At 53.9% G+C, this 24,030-nt stretch carries 9 protein-coding genes; 7 read left to right on the forward strand and 2 right to left on the reverse strand.

Annotated features, from left to right (window positions below; translation table 11 throughout):
* Window positions 1–18: 18 nt before the first annotated feature.
* Entirely contained in the window at window positions 19–12,570 is a 12,552-nt protein-coding gene (locus D4L85_RS23120; protein WP_160143937.1) for an immunoglobulin domain-containing protein, read from the forward strand.
* A gap of 38 nt (window positions 12,571–12,608) precedes the next feature.
* Here the strand turns inward: D4L85_RS23120 and D4L85_RS23125 are convergent, their stop codons facing one another.
* Together D4L85_RS23125 and D4L85_RS23130 are read right to left on the reverse strand one after the other, a co-directional pair.
* Complete coding sequence (locus D4L85_RS23125; RefSeq protein ID WP_119756536.1) at window positions 12,609–14,522, reverse strand: PAS domain-containing hybrid sensor histidine kinase/response regulator; 1,914 nt, start codon at window positions 14,520–14,522, stop codon at window positions 12,609–12,611.
* Between the two features lie 9 nt (window positions 14,523–14,531).
* Window positions 14,532–15,893, reverse strand: a complete 1,362-nt coding sequence (locus D4L85_RS23130; protein ID WP_119756537.1) for a sigma-54-dependent transcriptional regulator — start codon at window positions 15,891–15,893, stop codon at window positions 14,532–14,534.
* 194 nt (window positions 15,894–16,087) lie between these two features.
* Here D4L85_RS23130 and D4L85_RS23135 point away from each other — a divergent pair, with 194 nt between their 5' ends.
* The 6 genes from D4L85_RS23135 to D4L85_RS23160 all read left to right on the forward strand — a co-directional run bounded on the left by D4L85_RS23135 (window position 16,088) and on the right by D4L85_RS23160 (window position 24,027).
* Entirely contained in the window at window positions 16,088–16,552 is a 465-nt protein-coding gene (locus tag D4L85_RS23135) for a hypothetical protein (RefSeq protein ID WP_119756538.1), read from the forward strand.
* Between the two features lie 79 nt (window positions 16,553–16,631).
* A complete protein-coding gene (locus D4L85_RS23140; RefSeq protein WP_228450589.1) occupies window positions 16,632–17,195 on the forward strand; it encodes a rhomboid family intramembrane serine protease in 564 nt (187 codons plus the stop codon).
* Window position 17,196: 1 nt separating this feature from the next.
* Window positions 17,197–18,231: a DNA polymerase III subunit delta gene (holA, locus tag D4L85_RS23145; protein WP_119756539.1), complete on the forward strand. Its 1,035-nt coding sequence runs from the start codon at window positions 17,197–17,199 to the stop codon at window positions 18,229–18,231.
* Between the two features lie 155 nt (window positions 18,232–18,386).
* On the forward strand, window positions 18,387–21,422 hold the full coding sequence (locus tag D4L85_RS23150) for a tetratricopeptide repeat protein (RefSeq protein ID WP_160143938.1): 3,036 nt from the start codon (window positions 18,387–18,389) through the stop codon (window positions 21,420–21,422).
* Window positions 21,423–21,434: 12 nt separating this feature from the next.
* Complete coding sequence (locus D4L85_RS23155) at window positions 21,435–23,150, forward strand: porin family protein (RefSeq protein WP_119756541.1); 1,716 nt, start codon at window positions 21,435–21,437, stop codon at window positions 23,148–23,150.
* Window positions 23,151–23,265: 115 nt separating this feature from the next.
* Complete coding sequence (locus tag D4L85_RS23160) at window positions 23,266–24,027, forward strand: hypothetical protein (protein WP_119756542.1); 762 nt, start codon at window positions 23,266–23,268, stop codon at window positions 24,025–24,027.
* The last annotated feature ends 3 nt before the right edge of the window (window positions 24,028–24,030 follow it).

Raw genomic sequence — 24,030 nt, forward strand, 5'->3', positions numbered from 1 at the left:
GCCTTATTCACGCCCTTCTTGGCGTGGTCACAATGCAATTTCACAAACCTCAATCCGGCTTATTGCACCACTGACGCCGCTTTTACCCTAACCGGCGGCACAACATACTATGGCCCTGGCGTCAGCGGTTCCACGTTTAGTCCTTCGGTGGCCGGTGCAGGAACGCACACGCTATACACGACCAATGGTGCCACGACATCTTATACCGTAAACACAACCAGCAGCTATTACAACCCCGATGCTACCGCAGGCACAACCGTTTCGTTCCCTTCTTTGCCCGGCGACGAAAGCAGCCCCAGCACCTCAATCGGCTTCAATTTTTCATTCTACGGCAATACTTACAGCGCATTGACCATCAATGCCAACGGTTATCTCATTTTCGGAGCACCGACCAATTCAGGAACGAATCAGACCCTGCCCTCTGCTACCGCGCCCAACAACCTGATCGCTGCAGCCTGGGACAATCTCGATATTTCCACGGGGGGAACCGTTACAACAGCGTTGGTAGGCACAGCACCCCGGCGCAGGTTTATTGTCAACTTTATCGGCGTGCGACACTCCGGCGCGCCGCAGTCGGTGACCGTGCAGGTGCAGCTTCACGAATCGACAAACATCATCGAGTTACACTGCCAGAACATCCAATTCGATGGGGGAGCGGGGATGACCCAAGGTATTGAAAACTCGGGAGGCACTGCCGCCACGGTGGTGACCGGACGAAACAATACCAACTGGACCACCGCCGCCAGCTACGTAGCATTTATTCCTTCGTGTACAAGTCAACAATCGGTCGTGATCACCGCGCCGCCCACAGCGTTGGTCCCTACCAACATCACCTCGACCATTTGCAACGGACAAAAAGCGCAGTTCACCATTCCCGCACAGGCCAACGTCATCTATCAACTGCTGCGCGTCTCCGACAACAGTCCGATGAGTCCGACCTATACATTTACTGCGGGTTCCAACATCATCGAGAGCAACGCACTCACGACCACTACCGACATAAAGATCCACGCCACCAACACCGCTGCTCCAGGTTGTCAGGCCGACGTCTACAGCTTTGCGACCATCACGGTTTTGCAACCGGCAGCCATCACCGTGCAGCCGGTGGCCTCACAGACGATTTGCGAAGGAGGTAACGCCAATTTCAGCGTAACCGCTACGGGCAGCAGTCTGTCTTATCAATGGCGTAAGAACGGTGTCGACATCCCCAGCGCAACCGCGAATACTTATTCTATAACCGGCGTTGCTGCAGCCGACAATGCCACGTATACCGTCGTGGTCAGCAACGGGTGCACACCCGGCATCAATAGCTCGGCCTCTGTTTTGACGGTTCAGGAGAATGCTGAAATAACCTCACCGCCGGCTAACGTGACCGTATGCGCAGGAGGTCCGGCCACGTTCACCGTAAACCCCGGCGTCACCACGACCCCGAGCTATCAATGGTTCAAGGGAGCGACACCCGTCGGTACGAACAGTGCGACCTATACCATACCCTCTACCGTAGTAGGCGATGCAGGAAGTTATAGCGTTCGGGTAAGCGGAGTCTGTGGCACACCCGTGAACAGCGCGGCAGTGACCTTGACCGTGAACACGGCTCCGGCCATCAGCGCGCAGCCGGTAGCAAGCCAGGCGTTGTGCGAAGGTGTGTCGGCCTCATTTAGTGTAACGGCAACCGGAACAGCTCCAACCTATCAATGGAAAAAGAATGGCGTTAGCATAGGAGGGGCAACCGCAGCAACGTATACCATTCCGAGTATTGCTACAGCGGACGGGGCAATATATACCGTAGAAGTATCGGGCACCTGTACGCCGCCTGTGACCAGTACGGGTTCTGTTTTAACCGTACGAGAGTTGCCGGAAGTGTTAGCTGATCCCGCCAGTCAAACGGTATGTGTAGGCAGCCCTGTGACATTCAGCGTGAACGTTGGAGCAACAACCAACCCCACCTATCAATGGCGCAAAAACGGTGCGATCATCGTTGGAGCAACCAACCCGACCTACACCATCGCGAGTGTCGCCACCGGCGATGCCGCCAACTATAGCGTGACCGTCAATGGCATTTGCGGCACTCCCGTTACCAGCGGCAACGGACTCTTGACCGTAGACACGGCTCCGGCCATCACCGCGCAGCCGGTAGCCAGCCAGGCGCTGTGCGAAGGGGTGTCTGCATCGTTTAGCGTAACCGCCACCGGAACGGCGCTCACGTATCAATGGAAAAAGAACGGCGTTAACATCGGAGGAGCGACCTCGTCAACCTATACCATCCCTAGTATTGTTACGGCAGATGGAGCAACGTACACCGTAATGGTCAGCGGTACGTGTACGCCTCCTGTGACCAGCACGGGTTCTGTTTTGACCGTGCGAGAGTTGCCGGAGATCCTTGCCGACCCCGCCAGCCAAACGGTATGTGCAGGTAGCCCGGTGACGTTCAGCGTGAACGTTGGAGTAACAACCAATCCCACCTATCAATGGCGCAAAAACGGTGCGATCATCGTTGGGGCAACCAACCCGACCTACACCATCGCGAGTGTTGTCACCGGCGATGCTGCCAACTATAGCGTGACCGTCAATGGCATTTGCAGCACTCCCGTGACCAGCGGCAACGGACTGTTGACAGTAGACACGGCCCCGGCCATCAGCGCGCAGCCGGTAGCCAGCCAGGCGTTGTGCGAAGGGGTGTCTGTATCGTTTAGCGTAACGGCAACGGGAACGGCGCTCACGTATCAATGGAAAAAGAATGGCGTCAATATTGGTGGCGCGACCTCATCGACCTATACCATCCCCAGCATTGTTACAGCAGATGGAGCCACGTACACCGTAATGGTCAGTGGTACGTGTACGCCTCCCGTGACCAGCACCGGTTCTGTTTTGACTGTGCGAGAGTTGCCGGAGATCCTTGCCGACCCCGCCAGTCAGACCCTATGCGCCGGCAGCCCGGTGACCTTTAGCGTGAATGTTGGTGCAACGACCACCCCAAGTTATCAATGGCTTAAAAACGGTTCACCCATCGGTGGTGCGACCAACCCAACCTACAGCATTGCGAGTGTTGCCACCGGCGACGCAGGCAACTATAGTGTGACCGTCAACGGCATCTGCGGCACTCCGGTGACCAGTGGAAATGCGCTTTTGACCGTGAATACATCACCGGCTATCACCGCGCAGCCCGTAGCGAGTCAGGCGTTGTGCGAAGGGGTGTCTGCATCGTTTAGTGTAACGGCAACGGGGACGGCGCTTACGTATCAATGGAGAAAGAATGGCGTCAATATCGGAGGGGCGACGGCATCAACCTATACCATCCCTAGTATTGTTACAGCAGATGGCGCAACGTACACCGTAGTAATCAGTGGTACCTGTACGCCTCCCGTGACCAGCACGGGTTCTGTTTTGACCGTACGAGAGTTACCGGAAGTGCTTGCTGATCCCGCCAGTCAAACGGTTTGTGCCGGCAGCCCGGTGACGTTCACCGTGAACGTTGGCGTAACGACCAGCCCAACCTATCAATGGCTTAAAAACGGTTCGCCGATCGGTGGCGCGACCAATCCAACCTATAGTATCGCGAGTGTGGCAACAACCGACGCAGGCAACTATAGTGTAACGGTCAATGGTATCTGCGGCACTCCCGTCACGAGCGGCAACGCGGTCTTGACCGTGGACACCGCTCCGGCCATCACGGCACAGCCCGTCGCCAGTCAGGCATTGTGCGAAGGCGTTCCGGCATCGTTTAGTGTAACAGCCACAGGAACGTCACTTACGTATCAATGGAAAAAGAATGGTGTCAACATAGGAGGGGCAACCTCGTCAACGTATACCATCCCTAGTATTGCTACTGCGGACGGAGCCACCTACACGGTTACCATTAGCGGTACGTGTACACCAGCCGTAACCAGCACAGGTTCTGTTTTAACCGTACGCGAGTTGCCGGAGATCCTTGCCGACCCCGCCAGTCAGACCTTATGCGCCGGCAGCCCGGTGACGTTCAGCGTGAATGTTGGTGTAACAACAAACCCTACGTATCAATGGCGTAAAAACGGTTCACCCATCGGTGGAGCGACCAACCCGACGTATAGCATACCTAGTGTAGCGACCACTGATGCAGGCAACTACAGTGTAATCGTCAACGGCATCTGCGGTACTCCTGTCACCAGCGGCAATGCAGTATTGACCGTAGACACCGCACCGGCCATCACGGCACAGCCCGTCGCCAGTCAGGCGTTGTGCGAAGGTGTTCCCGCATCGTTTAGTGTAACGGCCACCGGAACCGCGCTCACGTATCAATGGAGAAAGAACGGCATCAATATTGGCGGAGCGACGTCATCAACCTATACCATTCCCAGCATTGTTACGGCGGATGGAGCAACGTACACCGTAGTCATAAGTGGCACGTGCACACCACCCGTGACCAGTACCGGTTCAGTGTTGACCGTGCGCGAGTTACCTGAGATCCTGGCCGACCCGGTGAGCCAAACCTTATGCGCGGGCAGCCCGGTGACCTTCAGCGTGAATGTTGGTGTAACGACCAATCCAAGCTATCAGTGGCGTAAAAACGGTTCACCCATCGGTGGGGCAACCAATCCTACCTACACCATAGCCAGCATTGCGACAACCGATGCCGGCAACTATAGCGTGACCGTCAACGGCATCTGTGGCACTCCGGTCACCAGCGGCAATGCAGTATTGACCGTAGACACCGCACCGGCCATCACGGCACAGCCCGTCGCCAGTCAGGCGTTGTGCGAAGGTGTTCCCGCATCGTTTAGTGTGACGGCCACCGGAACAGCACTAACCTATCAATGGAGAAAGAACGGCGTCAATATTGGCGGAGCGACGTCATCAACCTATACCATCCCCAGCATTGTTACAGCGGATGGAGCAACGTATACGGTGATGATTAGTGGTACGTGTACCCCTCCTGTAACCAGCACCGGTTCTGTTTTGACCGTCCGAGAATTGCCCGAGATCCTTGCCGATCCGGTGAGCCAAACCTTATGCGCCGGCAGCCCGGTGACGTTCAGTGTGAACGTTGGCGTAACGACCAACCCAACCTATCAGTGGCTTAAAAACGGTTCACCCATCGGCGGTGCGACCAACCCGACCTACACCATAGCCAGTGTTGCGACCACTGATGCCGGCAACTATAGCGTAACCGTCAACGGCATCTGTGGCACTCCGGTCACCAGCGGCGATGCCGTATTGACCGTGAACACCGCACCGGCCATCACCGCACAGCCGGTAGCGAGCCAGGCATTGTGTGAGGGTGTTCCGGCATCCTTTAGTGTAACGGCAACGGGGACAGCACTCACGTATCAATGGAAAAAGAATGGTGTCAATATAGGAGGCGCAACCGCTGCGACCTACACTATCCCAAGCCTGGTAACGGCAGATGGAGGTACCTACACGGTCATGATAAGTGGTACGTGTACGCCGACTGTGACCAGCAATGCTTCTGTTTTAACCGTGCAAGAATTGCCGGAAGTGCTCACCGGTCCCGCCAGCCAAACGGTGTGCGAAGGTTCCCCGGTGACGTTCAGCGTGAACGTTGGCGCGACCACCAACCCGACCTATCAGTGGCTTAAAAATGGCTCACCCATCGGTGGTGCGACCAACCCGACTTATAGCATTGCGAATGTCACCACGAGCGATGCGGGCAACTATAGCGTGACCGTCAACGGCATCTGTGGTAGCCCGGTCACCAGCGGTACGGCCGCCTTAACGGTGAACACGTCACCCGTGATCACCGCGCAGCCTATCGCAAGCCAGTCATTGTGCGAAGGTGTTCCGGCTTCTTTTAGCGTAACGGCCACCGGAACGGCACTCACGTATCAGTGGAGAAAGAATGGCGTGAACATTGGAGGGGCAACGTCATCGACCTACACCATCCCGAGCATTGTTACTGCTGATGGCGGCACATACACCGTGGTAATAACCGGTACTTGTACGCCTGCAGTAACCAGCAACGCGTCCGTTCTGACGATTCGGGAGTTGCCTGAGATCCTGGCCGGCCCTGTCAGCCAAACATTATGTGCCGGTAACCCGGTGACCTTCAGCGTGAATGTTGGTGTAACGACCAACCCGACCTATCAGTGGCTTAAAAACGGTTCACCGATCGGCGGTGCAACCAACCCAACCTACACGATCGCCAGTGTTGCTACCACTGACGCCGGCAACTACAGCGTGACCGTCAACGGTATCTGTGGTAGTCCGGTTACTAGTGCCACGGCGACCTTGACGGTGGACACGTCACCCGTCATCACGGTACAGCCCGTTGCCAGTCAGGCATTGTGCGAAGGTGTTCCGGCTTCGTTTAGTGTAACAGCAACCGGAACCGCGCTCACGTATCAATGGAGAAAAAATGGCGTCAACATAGGAGGAGCAACCTCATCGACCTATACGATCCCCAGCCTTGTTACGGCAGACGGCGCGACGTACACGGTCGTAATCAGTGGCACATGTACACCGCCGGTGACCAGCAATGCATCTGTTCTAACGGTGCAGGAATTGCCCGAAGTGCTGGCGAATCCCGCCAGCCAAACGGTGTGCGAAGGCTCCCCGGTGACCTTCAGTGTGAACGTTGGTGTCACGACCAACCCAACCTATCAGTGGCTTAAAAACGGTTCGCCTATTGGCGGTGCCACCAACCCTACCTACAGCATCGCCAGCGTCACCACGAGCGATGCGGGCAACTATAGCGTGACCGTCAATGGCATTTGTGGTAGTCCGGTCACCAGTGGCAATGCCGTTTTGACGGTGAACACTTCCCCTGTAATCACTGTGCAGCCTGTCGCAACGCAATCATTGTGCGAAGGAGTCCCGGCGTCGTTTAGTGTAACAGCAACCGGAACGGCGCTCACGTATCAGTGGAAAAAGAACGGGGTCAACATAGGAGGGGCCACGGCCTCTACGTACACGATCCCTGCAATTGCCACTGCCGATGGAGCAACCTACACCGTAGCCGTAACGGGCACTTGTGTGCCCCCGGTAACCAGCACCGCGTCGGTATTGATCGTTCAAGAGCACCCCGAAATCATTACGGGCCCGGTCGGCAGGACGGTCTGCGAAGGAAGCCCGGTTACATTCACGGTGGATGCAGGGGTCACCACGTCGCCTACCTACCAGTGGAACAAAGGCGGTTCTCCCATTGGCGGCGCTATTGCATCCACGTTCACCATACCGGCTGCCGCGTTGACGGATGCTGGTAATTACACGGTAACGGTAAGTGGCATTTGCGCGCCTCCCATCACCAGCGCGATTGCTACCCTGAACGTCAATAAAAATCCCAACGCCACCGCGGCCGACGCTGCTATCTGCAGCGGTCAAACCACGAGCATTGCCATCACCAATCCTAACGGGGTTCCCGGAACATCCTTTACCTGGACGGTTCAGAGTGCTACGAATGTGTCCGGCGCTTCGGCCGGAAGCGGCAACCTGATCGGCCAGTTGCTCACGGCGACAGATGGCGTGAACCCTGGCTATGTAACATACTTGATCCTTCCCACCAGCGGCGCCGGTTGCAACGGAGCAACCTACGCTGTGAACGTTACGGTGAAGCCGGTACCTACCGTAGCCGCTTCGCCGCAAAGCATTTGCTCGGGTTCCAGCACCAGCGTCCTCATCACCAACCCCAACGGAGTTTCGGGTACAACGTTTAGCTGGACCGTGCTAACCACGACCAATGTCACCGGGGCAGTGGCCGGCAACGGTTCTACGATCAGCCAGATATTAACGTCGACCAACGGTGTCACACCGGGAAGCGCCACCTACCGCATTGTCCCTAGCGCCGCAGGTTGCGACGGAAGCTTTGTCGATGTAACGGTGACGGTGAACCCGAAACCTGTCATCACCAATTCGCCCACGTCGCTGGTACAAGAAATTTGCAGTGGTACTCCGCTCAACTTTTTGCCGACCTCCACGATTGGAGGAACCACCTTCACCTGGACATCCACCGTTGTGGGTGCGCTGACCGGCGTGTCGGCCAGTGGAAACAGCGCGATTACCGATACTCCGATAAACACTTCGAACGCCACGGGATTCATCATCTATGACATCACGCCTGCCTACTCAGGCTGCAGCGGTACCAAGGTGTCTTACGTGGTGATGGTGAAACCCATACCGAACGTCTTTGCCTCGCCTCAAACCATTTGCTCCGGATCGTCGACCTCCATCGCGATCACCAATCCAAACGGGGTTACGGGCACAACATTTACGTGGACCGTATTGTCCAGTACAAATGTTACGGGCGCCGCCGCGGGTTCGGGCAACCTGATCTCGCAGGTGCTCACCAGCACCGACGGCATCAACACCGGATCGGTCACCTATCGGATTACACCCATGGCCAACGGCTGTCCGGGTACACCATTCGACGTCACGGCGACCGTGAAGCCCGTGCCGGTAATGACAAACCCGGTGGCCAGCTTATCGAAACAAATATGCAGCATACAGCCCCTGAGCTTTGTGCCGACGTCGACCATCGCGGGAACCACCTTTAGCTGGACCGCCACCATCACAGGTCCGATCGACCCGTCGACCGTGACGGCAACCGGCGCAGGCAATATCACCGACGCCCCGAAAAACACCGGTAATGTCGCCGGTACCGTCATTTACCGGATCGTGCCCAACAACAATGGTTGCGCCGGAACGCCGGTCGATTTTATTGTAACCGTGAATCCGCTGCCTTCGGCCACCGCGACGGACGTTGTGATCTGCAGTGGCGGAACAGCCGTGATTACCATTACCCCCGCGCCTCAGAATGTGGCGGGAACAACTTTCCAATGGACCGCTTCGGCAACGGCCAACGTGACGGGCGCAGTCAACGGCAATGGCTCCGTGATCAGTCAGATGTTAAGCACAACCAATGCTTTGCAAGGAACCGTAACGTATACCATCACGCCGTCCGCTAACACGTGTGCCGGCCCTGTTAAAATCGTGACCGCAACGGTCAACCCGGTGGCTACGGTCAGCGCCGGAACGGATTTTGAAGTTTGTGAGCCGGTCACAATTCCCGTAACCGGAACCTTAGGAGGAAGCGCAACGAGTGGTACCTGGACTATTGTCGGGGGCGGTGGAACGATCTCTTCTTCGACCGTGAGTGGAACAACCGTGACGGCTACCTATACCGTTGTTGCTGGCGATATCGGAAATAACGTTGTATTGCGATTGACGACCAACGATCCGGACGGCCCCGGCGCCACGGGACCTTGCACTACGGTATCGGATGACGTTACCATTGGCGTGCACCGCAAGGCCCGCCTGACGTTACCCCCGAACTATACTGTTTGTGAACCTGCGATGATCAACCTCACGGGAACGCTGAGCGGAAGTGCCACATCGGGTCTTTGGAGCAGCGTCAGCTCGAACGGAACCTTATCCGCTACCAGCGTCACCGGAACCACCGTCGCCTCGAACTATAGCGTCGTGCTCGCCGACGTGACCAACACGTTGACTTTCCGCCTTACCACGAATGACCCCGATGGCCTCGGACCTTGTTTAGCGGAATCTGCCGACATCAATATTCATGTCAACGAATCAGCGAAGGTCAACGCCGGTGTTGACTTCCCCGTTTGCGAGGACAAGATCGTGAACCTCGCCGGGTCTTATAGTGGTACCACATCGATGGTGACCTGGAGCGGGGGCAGCGGTGCTTCGCGGTTCTCGAACGTGAATAGCCCTACGTCAACCTATTCGCTGACACCTGCAGATATCGCTGCCGGTGGCATCACACTGACCCTGACCACCAATGATCCGGATGGTGCCGGTCCTTCAGGGCCTTGCGGACCATCTTCTGACCAGGTGTTTATCAAGATCAACAAACTGCCGGAGGTTAGCTTTGCAAACCTGAAAGCGCAATACGCCGAAAATAATCCCATCGAAGTGTTAGAGGGCTTCCCGAAAACAGGCGGTGTAGGCATCTTCACAGGACCCGGTATCATCGCCGGCACCGACCAGTTCAACCCGGCTAACGCAGGCTATGGCTTGATCACCATCACCTATACCTTCACAGACGCCAACACCTGCCAGAATTCGTTCTCACGGAACACCATTGTGAACCCCGTGACCACCATCGACTTCAGCATCGAGAACCAGACCACAGACGTGAATGGATTGCCGCAGATCTGTGCAGAGTCGGGTTCGCCACGATTGATCGGCTATCCGTCGGTAAACGATCCGTCCGCCAAGAGTCCTACGTTTTTCTCCAGCACCATTCCGATGATCCAGAGTCGGATCAGTTCGGTGACCACGGGCTCTACCACAGAGTTTATGCTCAATACGGTGGGGCTCCCGGCCGGCAGCTATACCATCGACTACACCTTTACCAATACGCTGAACGCCACCACTACATTGACCAAGTCTTTCACCGTGTTCTCGGCGCCCGTAGCGGACATCACGATTTCCAGCATCTGTATCGAATCTCAGGTAACGTTTTCCGATAACTCCAGCATCCCCAACAACACTTCCGGGGGCACCATCATTTCCTATGAGTGGATCTATGGTGAGGCTGGAAATGGAAACGACGGGGTTACACGCGATCCGGTGTACAAGTATCAAACGCCAGGACTGAAGGCCGTGACCTTAACGGTGACTACCGATCAGGGATGTTCCAATACAGACGCGCAGGATCTTCGCGTAGGTCCCGTGCCGATCGTGGACTTTACCTCGACAAAATTCTGTAGCGGACTAGAAACCACCGAGTTCAGAGATGCGACCCAAACCGGTGGCTTCAGTTCCATTGTCCACTACGATTGGGATTTTGGCGACGGCGATGTGATCAGCGGTCCAACGGGCGACCCTGTGCCTACCGGAGGAAAGAACTCCGGTACCTATACCGACCCCAACCACCGCTACGACCTCTTTAAAGTCTATGACGTGCAACTGACCGTGCAAACCAACGACGGCTGTACGAGCGCCAAGAAAAAGAAAATATTTATTCTCGACTATAACATTCCCAGTCCGATCGCAGGCTATAGCACCGACTTTGCCAACGGTCCCGGTTCATGGGTAGCGGTGACCAGCGGCGCGCAAGCGGCCTCCGACACGAGCTGGATCTTTGGCCCTCCAAACGGTAACGTGATCGTTCCCTCATCACCCGGACATAACGCGTGGTGGACCGGTAAAAACAATCAAACGGCCACCGACAACAGTACCTATTTCAACAATGAGAACTCGCAGGTGATTGGCCCTTGCCTCAACTTGGAGAAACTGAAACGCCCGATGATCTCTCTCAACTATTGGGTCGATACCCAAGAAGGTTTTGACGGTGCCGTGGTACAATACAGCGTCGATGGCGGAAACTCGTGGGAAACCGTGGGCAATGCGGATGGCTATGGCATTGAATGGTACAACAAGCGTGACGTTTCCAGCGAACCCGGCGGACAAGATAACTTTGCCTGGTCGCAGTCCGATGACACAAAACAATGGCGCAATGCCCGCTTCAATCTCGACAAGATCCCGTTGGACAAACGGTCGCTGGTTGTTTTCCGCATAGCCTTTGCCAGCAACGACGACAACCCTGGTAGCAGTGACCATGCCGTGTTTAATGGATTTGCTTTCGACGAGATCTACATCGGAGAGAAGACCCGGAACGTGCTGGTCGAACATTTCACAAACGACAACTATGGCCCGGCCAACGTGGCGGATCAAACACTGCAGGATCTGTATGACGCGGAGATGGCCGAAAGAGATTCTTCCGACTTTATTCTCGTGCAATATCACATGTCCTCACCGGTGTTTGACCAATTGAACAAAGACAACCCGGGCGATCAGCAGGCACGTGCTCGCTTCTATGGCGTATCTCAACCGCCGACCACCATTATGGATGGTATCCAGGGACAATACTTCAACACCTACTTCACCGGCGGCTACGATAAGATCTCCCGCGACGAGATCGATCGCCGCGCGCTGGAAGACGCATTGTTCGATATCAACATCGACAGCGTGCACGATAGCGGCGGGAACGATACCCATATGCGTCCACGCATCACCTATACATATTCCAACGCGAAGACTGCTTTGTCGGAGCCGGTGATCCTGCAGGCTGCCTTATTGGAACGCGGCGTGGCGGGCAATGGAAACGTATTGCGGAAGTTGCTGCTGCAAAGCGAGGGCGTCACGGTAACAAAAACCTGGAACAAAGGCGATCTCGAATTGGCGTCGCCCGAATATACGCTCGACGTCCCCATCGTGGACCCCGATAGTTTATTCATCCTGGCCTGGGTTCAACAGAAGAACGCGCCACAGCGAATTTTGCAATCCAAGATTGTCGCCACCAAACGCAAAAAGGGAATTGTTGTAGTGGGTGTGGATGATCCGGTGATGGCCGAGTTGAACGGATTGAACATCTATCCCAACCCTGCCAAACATCGCCTGAACATCAGCACGGACATTGTCCTGAAGAAAACCTACACTTGGAAGATGATCGACCAACGCGGCGTCACCGTTCTTTCCGGTGATCTGCAACGCAATTTCTCGGATGGCCCGCAACAGGTCGACGTGAGTGGATTGCCCAACGCCATCTATATCATGTCTATCCAAACGGGTGACACGTCGGTGATCTACAGAAAAATTGCCGTGATGAATTGAGATCCGGAAGCGTGAGCGGGGAGGGCGTGATCGACAACCTATCCCGGTAGCGCTTCCCGCGCCAGTTCGGGAAGGATGAGGTCGCATTGCCGGATAAAGTCGGCAACCACCTGTGGCAATTCGTCCAGCTTGGTCAATTGCTTGCTGTTCTCTTCAATGAACAAAATGTTGGTACGCAGCGCATTCAATCCCATCAGCGTAAACGACGGTTTGATCTGGTGAGCCAACCGGGCAAGCTTCTCCCAATCCGAACTTTCGACGGCCGATTTCATGTCCACCAGCACGGGCGGGATGGTTTGGGTGAAGGTGAGCACCATCTCGCGGATAAACTCCTCATTGTTACCGGAGACCGAACGCAGGTATTCCAGGTTATAGGCCTTGGGCTTGCTAGTGGTCTTCTTTTTGGTTTTCTGAAGGGGCTGGATCTTCAGTTCTTTGAACAATTTCCGGTAAAGGTCATCTGGGGTGAAAGGCTTAGGCAAATAGTCATTCATGCCGGCCGCGATGCATTTCTCTACATCGGCTTTCGTGGCATTGGCCGTGAGCGCCAGGATAGGAATGTTGCTGACGGGCGGGTCCATCATGCGGATGGCTTTGGTGGTCTCGTAGCCATCCATGACCGGCATCTGGATGTCCATCAGCACCACGTCATATTCCTGGTTCTTGATCTTTTCCAAGGCCACCAGCCCGTTCTCGGCGGTGTCGGTAAAACACTGCCAGTTCTTCAAAATGCTTTTCGCATAGAGGCGGTTGATGTCGTTGTCTTCCACCAGTAGCACATAGAGCTGCGACGCGTTTACTTCTTTTAATGCTTTTTCATTTTTTGGTGAGGTCACCGAAAAGGAGTTCACTTTCCCCACAGCATAGGGCACGAGCACAATGAATGCTGAGCCGACGTGTTCCTTACTCTTCACCGTGATGCTCCCGTTCTGAAGCTCTACCAACTGCTTCACGATGGTGAGCCCGAGCCCGGTGCCGCCATATTTGCGGGTCACGCTGGCATCGGCCTGGCTGAAGCTTTCAAAGATGGTGTTCAGCTTTTCGTCAGGAATGCCCACGCCGGTATCGATCACTTCGGTACGCACCCAGCAAATGCCTTTCTGCTCGCGCTCCAGGGAACAAATGACTTGTATGGAGCCGTTGTGCGTAAATTTTACTGCATTGCTGATGAGGTTGATCAACACTTGATTCAATCGCACCGGGTCACCGAGGAGGATCTTGTTGAGTTTTTCGTCGATCTTATGTTCCAGGGAGATCCGCTTTTCGCGCGCCTGGTAGGTGAACGTGCTCAGCAGGGAGGGCACGAGATCGTTGAGGTTGAACGCGATTTTCTCCAGCCGCAATTTGCCGGATTCGATGGCCGCCAGGTCGAGGATGTCGTTGATGATCACCTTCAGGTTTTCGGCGGAATGGCGTATAGCGTTGAGGTAGGTCTCGCGTTCCTCGGGGCTTGGATTCTGGCTCAGCAGGTTGGCCATCCCGGCAATGCCGTTGATGGGCGTACGGATCTCATGACTCATGTTGGCCAGGAATTGCTCCTTGGCCTTTTGAAGTCTCACCAGTTCCGCTTCGTCTTCCTTGCGCTGGGCAATGTCGCGGCAGTCCAGAATGAACCCATCGAGTCCTTCTTTGTGCTTCAGATTGATGGCGTTGAATTCCAGGTAGCGGTAGGAGAGGTCCTTGCAAAGAAATTGGAACTCCACATTTTCGGAATAGGCGCGCTTCTGGCTCTTTTTGAATTGCTCCTTCAAGTCCTGTACCGTCGAAGGCAGGATGTAATCGAAAAAATTCTTTCCGATCAAACTCTTCGACCGGTAGCCCAGCGTCTCGTGAACCGACGCGTTGTGGTAGCGGATCTTTCCCGTGAAATCTACAATGAAGATGATATCCGATCCATCTTCCACCACCGCCTCGTAGAAGGCGCCCTTGTTCACATAGTTCTGAAGCTTCATGCCATAGGTCTAAATTCCTGCTTCCTCCATCTCTTTCAAATAGCGGTACAACGACGATTTTCCGATATCCAATTTCTTGGCTACTTCCAAAACGTTGTTGTCGTACTTGTTGAGAAAATGACGAATGATGCGGTACATGAACTCCTGCATGGTCATTTCCTGGTAGAGGAACGACTCCATGCGGGCCGTACTGTTAAAGCTGATGTCTTGTGGCCGTATCTCCTGGTCTTCGGCCATCACGGCCGACAACTCGATAATGGATTTCAACTCGCGTATGTTTCCGGGGAAGGGATATTGCATCAGTTTCTCCTGGGCTTCGGGCGTGATCTTGAATTTGCGCATCTGGTTTTCGGTGGCAAACTGATCCAGGAAATGTTTGGCGACCAGCAGCACGTCGTTGCCGCGTTCGCGGAGGGGAGGGAGCATGATGGGCAATCCCAGCAGGCGATAGTATAAGTCCTCCCTAAAACGTCCGCCCTTAACCTCTTCCGCCAGATCCTTGTGCGTGGCGGCGATGATGCGCACGTCGAGCTTGATCACCTGGTTGCCCCCGATGCGGGTAACTTCGCGCTCTTGTAAAACGCGGAGCAGCTTTGCCTGGAGGTTCAGGTCCATTTCGCCGATCTCGTCCAAAAAGATGCTGCCACCTTCGGCTTCTTCGAACTTGCCGATCCGGCGCGTAACGGCCCCGGTGAAGGCCCCTTTCTCGTGGCCGAACAATTCGCTTTCGATCAGCTCGCGGGGAATCGCGGCAATGTTAACCGCGACAAAGGGTTTGCTTTTTCGCTTCGAATTATAGTGTATGGCCTTCGCTACCAGCTCCTTACCGGTCCCGGTTTCACCCGAAATGCTGACCGAGATATTGGTTTGGACTGCCTTTTCCAGCAATGCGAACGTACGCCGTATAGCCGGGCTGGTGCCCACAATGCTTTTTTCGAATTCGTATTTCTCTGAGATTTCCTTCTTGAGGTGGTCGATCTCCTTGATGAGGGAGGTCTTGTTCCGGGCGTTGTTGATCGAGTTGAGCAGGCGCTCTTTGGTCTCGTGATCTTTGGAGATGTAATCGTATGCGCCGGATTTTAACAACTCCACGGCTGTGTGGATCTTCTCCTGCGCCGACACGATAATGACGTTGATGTTGGGATCATGACCACGGATCTGGCCCAACACTTTTTCACCCGGCATATCCGGCAAGGAATAGTCCAGTGTGATGATCGCGGGGTTTTTATACAAGTTTGCCAGGCAGTCCTTGCCGGTTGTATAATATTCCACCTCGTAATCCGGATTTAGTCCCAGAACGTATTTGAGGAATTTCGTGTAGGCGGGGTCATCTTCAACAACAAAGATCTTAACAGGGTCTTTTTCGTACATGATCTACGCTAAGGTTAAATAGTACATTCTCCGCTCATGGCTAGGGCCTGGTTCATTTCCTAGCCAAGCCTTATAAAAAAATGGAAATCCATACAATATATGTCATTGGAGATAAACCGGGGCAATTCGTGAAAAGAAAAATTTGGAAATCGCCTTGCTTTGGGAAATTTTGATTAGCTTTTATGGTAGGTGTTATGGTAAAAGGATTCTCCGGTCTGAACGACGCAGAAATGGAGCTCATGCTAAAAGCTCCCCTCTTGGTATGCATACTCATTGCAGGAGCCGATGGCGATATTGACCGCAAGGAAATCCGGGAGGCCATCAACCTAACCCAGGCCCGTCAAAAGGGCGACACGGAACTGACCGGCTATTTCAAAGAAGTTTCCCAGGATTTTGAAGATAAACTCAAGATCCTCATCCAAAGCTATCCCTACGAGTCCACACAACGCACCCCCTTGCTCGTCCAGGAATTGGGGCAGATCAGCACCCTGTGGAAGAAGATCGACAACGCTTTTGCCATCCAGCTATACAAAGTCCTGAAAGAGCTTGCCGCAAAAATAGCCTCCTCGTCCGGCGGGCTGTGGGGCATGAACAAGGTGAACGCCGAGGAGGCCAAACTCCTGCAGCTGACCATGATCAGCGACCCTGCCAAAAATTAATTTTCGCCTTCCCGGCCTTTTTTTTATTTTCATTTCGAAGCAATTTTCATCTTTGCAGTTGGTGAAAAGCCGGTTGCATATGGCGTCAGATACTTCGGTGATTGGTAGTTCGGTAGTTCCGATTCGACTGGTTTTTCTGATGTGGGCTGCTTTTTATGTAGAGGTGATGTTCGGATTACCCTTGAGGCAATTTGGCATCGTACCCCGCACATTCCAGGGCTTGCTTGGCATTTTCTTGGGACCGTTGCTTCATGGCAGCATCCTCCACTTGATCTCCAACACCATCCCGCTCCTGTTCCTGGGCGCGGTGCTTTTCTTCTTTTATAACCGCATCGGCGCGCAGGTATTCTTTCGCGGCTATTTCTGGACCAACATCCTGGTGTGGCTCTTTGCCCGGCCGGCCAACCACATCGGCGCGAGCGGGTTGGTCTATGCCCTGGCGTTCTTCCTGATCTTCTTCGGCATCTTCCGGCGCGATTTCCTGTCCATCTTCGTTTCCGTGGTCGTGCTGATCCTCTATGGCAGCGTCTTCTATGGCGTGTTGCCGACCGATCCGGAGATTTCGTGGGAATCGCATTTTGCCGGAGCGTTGGTGGGTATCGGTTCGGCCATTACCTTTAGCAAGAAAAAGAACGTGAGTTGATATGGATGCCAGTGTTAAGAAAGTATTAACCGACCTCAAGGCCCGCAAATATGCGCCGGTCTATTTCCTGCAAGGGGAGGAGACCTTCTACATCGACCTGCTCTCCGACTACGTCGAGCAGCACGCGTTGTCGGAAGCGGAAAAAGGATTTAACCAGGTGATCGTCTATGGCAAGGACGTGACCATGGCGACCATCCTCACCCATGCCCGCCGCTTTCCCATGATGGCCGAGCGGCAGGTGGTGATCGTGAAAGAAGCGCAAGACATCCAGGACCTCAACAAAGAGATCGGCGCCAAATTGTTGCTGGACTACCTGGCCAAGCAAGTGCCCAGCACTGTGTTGGTCTTCTGCCACAAACACAAATCGCTCGACAAACGGCGCGAATTGGGCAAGAAGATCGATCAACTGGCCGTCACCATCACCACGAAAAAGATCTACGAGAACCAGCTTCCCGAATTTGTGCTGGAATACACCAAGGAGAAGAAGATATCGATCGACGATCGCGCCGTCCAAAGCCTCTGCGAGTTTGTGGGCAACGACCTCCATCGCCTGGCCAACGAGATCGACAAGATCATCATCTCCCTTCCGGCAGGGGAGAGCATTTCCGCCGAGCGCGTGATGAGCCAGGTGGGCGTGAGCAAAGAGTATAATATCTTTGAACTTCAAAAAGCCATCCTTCACCGCGACACCTTGCTGGCCAACAAGATCGTGAACTACTTCGAAAGCAACTCCAAAAAGAATCCCATGATCCCCGTGGTGGCCTATCTTTACTCGTTCTTCAGCAAGCTGCTCATCGCTACGCAAGCTCCAGATAAGAGTGAGAAGGGACTAGCTAGTGAACTGAAAGTGAGTCCTTATGCCGTGCGTGATTACAGTTTGGCTTTACGTCAATATCCACCCCAAAGCATCATCGACAACATCGCATCGTTGAAAGATGCCGATCTGAAGTTGAAAGGCGTGAACACGGGGTCAGCTGACGAGGGACAAATTTTCAGAGAGCTGGTATGGCGCCTCATGCACGGGGCAAGTGCATAATTGCACCACAAATTTGGACAATCACACCTTCGCGCATTACCTTTAAGTCCATGCAATTTGGGCAGCGGACAATTTTTTCAACTTATTTTTTTGGTTCTTTATTTGCAATAATTTTTTTGCAACGCTGTTTTACTCACAACTCATACACACGTGTAATGTACAGATTTACGATTCTCTCTGTTTTTGTCTTTGGCAGTTATGGACTCTTCGCGCAGGATCAGCTCTCTCAAAACAAAGTGGAGAAGCTCTACCGCCGCGGCACCGAATTGGTGAACCACTCCAATTATGGAGCCGCCCGCCAGGTGTTCACCGACTTTCTCGCCCAGGCGTCGCCCACCGATTCGCGCAGGAGCGAGGCTGAATACTACGTCGCCTTCAGTGCCCTCAGCTTGGGGCATCGCGATGGTGAGAAACTCATCGACGATTTCATCGATCATAACCCCTCCAGCCCCAAAGCCTCGACCGCTTTTTACGACCTGGCCAATTTCTTTTATGGGGAAGGCAACTATATAAAGGCCTCGACCTATTTCAAAAAAGTGGACTTCCCCGCGCTCACCCTGGACCAGCAAAGCCAGGGACATTTTAAGTGGGGTTACAGCTATTTCAACCAAAAGAAACTCGACGAAGCGCTGGAACAATTCAACTTTGTGAAGCGCCTCAGCAATGCCTACACACCGGCCTCCAATTATTATGCAGGTTTTATCGAATACTCCCGCGGCAAATACGAAGAGGCCCTCTTCGATCTGAAGAAGGCGGAGAGCAGCCCATCCTATGCCAACATTGTGCCTTACCTGATCGCGAATATTTATTATAAGCAAGGACGCTATGACACCGTGATCGAATATGCCAACAGTTTGAAAGGACGCTCCGACTTGGGCAATGCCAACGAGATTGCCATGCTCGTAGCAGAAGCCCAATACTATAAAGGAGACTACAAAAAAGCGCTGGACTCCTATCAAAAATACCTAGACAACAATGCCAAGCCCGAGACCGGAGTCCTCTTCCGTGCCGGCTATGCCAACTATGCGGCGGGCAACACCGCCAAAGGCATCGAGTATTTGGATAAGGCCGCCGCGGCCAAAGATACCGTGAGCTACTATGCCTCCTATTACCTGGGCATTCTCTATCTCAAACAAGGCAACAAGCCTTATGCACTGAACGCCTTTAGCTATGCCCGTAAAAACCCGAAAGACGAAAAGCTGGCCGAAGAGAGCTCGTTCCAATATGCAAAAGTATCCTACGATGCCGGCAAGCCCGACCAGGCCATCGACGAGTTTGAACGCTACCTCAAGGCGTATCCGTCCAGTAACCATACCGTGGAGGTGAAGGAGTTGCTGGCGCAAGCCTATGTGAACGGGAATAATTTCAACAAAGCCATCGAGTACATTGATGCATTGCCCACCCGCAACCAATACATCAACCAAGCATACCAGAAGGCGGCCTACCTCAAAGGCTCCGAGCTGTTCAATAAAGAAGAATATGAAGAAGCGGTGACGTATTTCAAAAAGTCACTGGAGTTCCCCATCGACCCCAACTACGTGGCGTTGGCAAGCTTTTGGTGTGGAGAGGCATTTTCCATTGGAAAGCAGTACGAGGAAGCCGCCACAAACTATTTGCGCGTTGTTGGATTGGGAGGAGCGGTAGACCCCGACGTGTTGTTGAAGACCCGTTATGGATTGGGTTATGCCTACTTCAACCTTCAGACCTACGACAAAGCCCTGTTCAGCTTTAAAGAATTTGTGAACAAAGGCAATAAAGCCACCGTCAACTACGCCGACGGAGTGATCCGCCTGGGCGACTGCTACTATGTGAACCGTCAATACGACGATGCACTGGCCAACTACAACAAGGCGCGCACCCTCGGCTCGACGGATAGCGACTACGTGCTGTTGCAGTCGGCCATGATCAACGGCATCCAACGCAAGTATGGGGAGGCACGCAACCAGTTTGGCGACCTGATCAAAAACTATCCGAAGTCACAATACCGTGACGAGGCGGTTTTCCAACGGGCACAGTTTGAGATCGAACAAGGTAACTACCAGGCCGCTGCCGATGGTCTTTCGCAGCTGATCCGCGAAGGCACCAACTCACGCTTCCTGCCCTATGCCTATATGCGCAGGGGAGCATCCTACTTTAATCTGAAACAATACGATCGCACCATTTCGGACTACACGGCCGTGATCAATAAATTCCCGGGCCACCCGGCAGCCCAGGAAGCGCTGTTGCCCCTGCAAGAAGTGTTGAGCATTGCCGGCCGTTCGGCAGAGTTTGAGAAGTACCTCGCGCAGGTGAAACAATCCAGTCCCGACAACAAGGGTTTTGAGAACATCGAGTTTGAAACGGCGAAGAATTTTTACTTTGATCAGCAATATCAAAAGACTGTGAGCAGCTTCACCAGCTACCTGGCCGCCTATCCGCAAAGCACAAAAATTCCGGAAGCGCGCTACTACATGGCCGAGTCCTATTACCGGTTGAAGGACCTGGACAAAGCGCTGCCCATTTATCGTGAACTGAGCAATGATGCCACGTTCACGCAAGCCAACAAAACCATCGCCCGGGTGGCCGATATTGAATTCAAGCAAGGCAAATACGATCAGGCGGTAAAATCCTTTCACCGGGTGGAACGGGTAGCGGCAAACAAGAAGGACCAATACAATGCCTGGTCGGGACTCATGGAGTCGTTCTACCTGCTCGGGCAATACGACTCGGCCGACGTGTATGCCAAGATCATCATGGAACGGGGCAACGTGAATGCTGCCGCACAAAACAAAGCATCGCTGTACCTGGGTAAAACCGCCATGGCGCGGGGTGATCTGGAAGGTGCGAAAGATGAATTTTTGAATACCTTGAACTCAGCTCACGATGAATTCGGCGCGGAAGCCAAATATTCCCTGGCGCTCATCCTATATCAACAAAAGCAATACAAGGCGTCCTACGAAACACTGGTGAGCCTGAACAACGATTTCTCTTCCTATCAGGATTGGGTAGGGAAGTCCTTCCTCTTGCTGGCCGACAATTTTGTGGCCATGGACGACCTGTTCCAGGCGAAAGCCACCTTGCAGTCGCTCATTGATAAATTCCCACTGCAAAGCGTGAAAGATGAAGCGCGTCGCCGGTTGACCGAACTGGACCAGAAAGAGGCCGAAAAACAAAAACAGCTCCAGGCCGATACCCTGGACAACAATCGTTAATCATTTTTTGCGATGAAGAGCAACAACATGCACGTAAGACATACAAAATCATTTTGGACCATACGCCTGGGAGTCCTCTTTGTGGCAGGACTTCTGGGGCACTATAGCGTGAGTGCGCAGCAAGGCACGACGCCAAAAAAGGATTGGGAAAAAGAGGGGGAGATCGAGGACGTAGAGATCGAGATCGTGAACAAACGCGAGATCACGTTGCCAAAGGCCAACCGGAATTTTGAAAAGATTCCTCCGCGTCCAGCCGAAACCATCAAGCCGCCGATCACCTACGACTTCCGGACCTTCAGTGTGCAGGCGCCTCCCATCAACCCGCCAATCAAACCCCTGAAGCTGAAAGTGGAAAGCCCCTCGAATGTTTATGGTGGCTATGTGCGGGCCGGATTTGGAAACTACGTTTCGCCATTGCTCGAAGCCTATTACAACACGCGACGCGACAAGAACAAGCTCGTGGGCGCACACCTCTACCACAACAGCTCCGACAGGGGGCCGGTGGACGGACGCAATTCGGGTAGTGGCTCTACGGGTCTGTCGGTTTTTGGAAAGTCATTCAGCAATGCCATAGCCTTATCGGGCAATGCCGGATTTGAAAATCGAACCACACACTTCTACGGTTATAAGCCGGGCACAGAGGTGGATGCAGCTTCGATAAAACAATCGTATAACCTCTTCAAACTTGGTGGCGAGCTGACCAATGCGACAAACGCTGATTTTGCCTACACCTTGGGTGCTACGTTCAGCCACATGGCCGACAAATACAAAGCCCGCGAAACAGAAGTAGACCTCAATTTCAGATCGGCCTATAAGCTGGACGAGGACTCGCGCATCGCCATCAAAGCCGACTATTTTATGATCAGCCGCAAAGACGAGAAGGTGGAGGCAAAACCCCGCAGCTTGTTCCAGGTCACGCCGACCTATGAGTTCAAGGTCATCGACGACCTGAAGCTCAGCGTTGGGTTTGTGGCGGCCTTTGAGAACGATTCGATCGACAAGAAGAACACACACGTCTATCCCGACGTGAAGGCCTCCTATCCTTTGAGCCCTTCCGTGGAGGCTGTGGCCTACCTCAGTGGCGGCATGGAGAAGGTATCGCTGCAATCCCTGAGCAACGAAAACATCTGGCTGGCACCGAACGTGCCGGTATTCCACACCAACAAAACGTTCGACTTTGGCGCCGGCCTTCGCGCCAAAGTAGGCAACAAGGTCTCGGCCCACGCCGGTCTGGCCTTCACCAACCTGAAGAACTGGTATTACTTTGTGAACACGACAACGGACGTCTCCAAGTTCACCACCGTGTATGACATCGACGGCACGAAGCGAACAAACTTCTATGCGGCCCTTAGCTATGCACAATCGGAAACGGCGAAGTTCATGGTGCGCGGAGACTATTACAGCTATGCAGCGGGAAGTGTTGCCGAAGCATGGCATCGCCCCACGTATAAGCTTACGGCTAACGCTTCCATCAACGTGTATGATAAGATTCTCTTTAATGCCGACCTGATCGCGCAAGGTGGCATGAAGGCGCTGGATCCGGAAACCAGCAAGGCGGTATCCCTGAAAGGAGCGTTCGACCTGAACCTGAAGACGGAGTATTTGTTCTCGCAGAGCTTCTCGGCCTTTGTGCAGTTGAACAACATCACCTCGAGCAAGTATCCGTTGTTTCTCAACTATCCGGTGCGCGGGTTTCAGGTCATGGCAGGGATCACATGGAGCTTTTAGACGGGGCGAAGGAGCGAAGGTAAGGGGTTGGCAAGCGGGGCATATTTTGTAACCGTGAAATTTTCGTTTATTTTTGTATAATTACCCTGTTCCATCAACCCTTAACGCCCAGAACATGGCTAGAAGAAAAAAGACTACTGACGAACAAGTACCCGAGAATACAGATAATACCGACGATACCTTTGGCTTGCCCGAGGTGGACTACGAACCTTTGAAGCGCGACACGCCTCCCGAACCCGAAGCGGTCGCCCCAGAACCTGAACCGATCACTCCCGAACCCGAGGCTCTTCCAGAAGGCGACTTGCAAGACACGCCGCCGCGCTTTGAGGAATTTGAGCAACAGAAATTCAGCGACACCGAATATGAAGAAGAGCGCCCTGCAGTCTGGCCAAAAGTGCTGGGCATATTGTTATTACTGGCTGCCATAGGAGCGGGCGTATGGTATTTTGCCTATGAACAGCCGCGGGCGAAAGCATTAGCGGAAAAGATCGCACGCGAAAAACGGGAAGTCGAAGAAGCAAAGAGCAGACATATTGCCGACAGCATTGCCTCCGCCGAAGCAGAGGCTGCACGCCTAAAAGCAGAGGCTGAAAAGGCAGCTGCCAACCCGGCGCCAGGAACCATCGAAACCTTGAGTGGCCGCACAGGACGTTACTATGTTGTGATCGCAAGCTCGATCGACGGAGACCTGATCATGGATTTCGCAAAGAAACTCGCCGCCAAAGGCACGGGTTCCAAGATCATTCCACCGTTCGGTAAAACGAAATTTCACCGCCTGGCGGTGGCCGAAGCCGACACCTATGCCAACGCCCAAGGCACCGCCGACGGCATGAAGGGTGGCGATTATGGCGATAAGGTCTGGGTTGTGAAATATTAACAG

Origin of the sequence: Chryseolinea soli, assembly GCF_003589925.1 — a bacterium.
GTDB classification, from domain to species: domain Bacteria; phylum Bacteroidota; class Bacteroidia; order Cytophagales; family Cyclobacteriaceae; genus Chryseolinea; species Chryseolinea soli.